The sequence below is a fragment of the Marivita sp. genome, assembly GCF_051859345.1.
GTDB lineage: Bacteria > Pseudomonadota > Alphaproteobacteria > Rhodobacterales > Rhodobacteraceae > Marivita.
The window spans coordinates 1-1,364 of record NZ_JBHYFV010000098.1 but is presented as its reverse complement, the minus strand read 5'-3'; the positions used below and the strand labels follow the sequence as shown (position 1 = coordinate 1,364).

The following is a 1,364-nucleotide window of genomic DNA, read 5'->3' as shown; positions in this document are numbered from 1 at the left end:
CGCCACCGGCGTTGATCTTTGCAACCGTGCGGCGCGTGCAGTGCAACGCATCGGCAGTCACGACCTTTCCCTTGAGATCGATCAGTCCCAGCACCTCAAGAGCCGCGTCCAGCTCCGTGCCATGATCGGCAGTGACCGAGGCGAGCGTCATGCGCAAACGCTCGGCATAAGCCGAGACCATCATACGGGTGCGCGCACTCTCGCCCTTGTTGCGCGTCCCACGCAACGCCTTGCCATCTATGGCGATGATATCACCATCGCGGAGCGCCGCCGCGACATCTGCAAGTATCTTGCTGAAGGCCGCATCCAGCGCCTTCGGGTCGATCATCTGGAACACCGTCGAGAAGGTGTCGTGCGATGGAATGGCATGCTTGAGCTTCAGGAAGCCTCACATGGCAGTTTCAGGGTTGATCAATAGAAACTTTTGCAGACAAAAAAAATCAGGAACCTTTGCTCGACGCCACCAATATATCTGCCCATTCTGTGTCGGAGCAATCACCCCGAACCTCTTCAATCTCTGCCTTCAGCGAATCATATTCCGCCAGCTTGCGGATCAAGAAGCGCCGCGTTAGATCAGCCTTGGCCGCAAAACCTTTCGGGGTGAGCACATAAGCATAGCGCCGCTTGTCCTCAGCAGCGGTGAAATTCGACAGCTTCAGCATCCCCTTGTCGACCAGCCCATTCAGCACGTAATGGATGCCCCCTGTGCTGACGCCCACTTCCTTTGCCAACTCGCGCTGGGTCATCTCGGGATTGTCCTGCAGCAAGCGAAGGATGCGGAACTTCACATCCTCACGCAGCTTGTCGCGCTGGGTGGTCATGGCTGGGTAGCTCTTTCGCAGGCTACCGCACAAAGACTGCCGAGGGGGCGCCTTGGAGGTAACGGTGTCGCAATGTGAAGCGCAATAAACATGAATGCTCACAACAGAGCAATACATGCGCAGCGCTGGGCGCGCAAGCGGAAAAATGTGGCTCTGAAGGAAAATGCTCAGTACGGGCCACATGCCTAGACTTTCAGCATGTCGCCGAGGCTACGCGGGCGCGGACCTCGGATCGCACCCTCACTGGGTAACGCTCCGTCAGGTCAAACGCAAGGAAGAATGCTGCGCGTGCGAAGGGAGCGGACGGTGGCGGTGGGCTCAGGTAGAGATGCGACAAGGCACAGGCGAGAGCCCGCTGACCGATCGCGGCTATTCTGCAGCCATCCCGGATGCCGACCCATCCTCCGGCTGCGACGGCACTTCTGCGCCCGCCACTGCCCCCACCAGCGCATCTGCACCACCTTCCTCGCGCGCCTGCTGCTCCATGGCCTCTTCCATGCTGGTGGTGTTGATAACCAGATCGAACTGCTCGAGGATCTCGGG

General features: G+C 59.1%; 2 protein-coding genes. Both read right to left on the bottom strand.

The window, feature by feature from the left end; translation table 11 throughout:
• A partial coding sequence (locus tag ACTIEN_RS22155; RefSeq protein WP_439525300.1) for an ISAs1 family transposase occupies positions 1-328 on the bottom strand: 328 nt, incomplete at its 3' end.
• A gap of 112 nt (positions 329-440) precedes the next feature.
• Positions 441-821 carry a MarR family EPS-associated transcriptional regulator gene (locus ACTIEN_RS22150; protein WP_439525299.1) on the bottom strand — a complete coding sequence of 127 codons (381 nt, stop codon included), beginning with the start codon at positions 819-821 and terminating at the stop codon, positions 441-443.
• Positions 822-1,364: the final 543 nt, after the last annotated feature.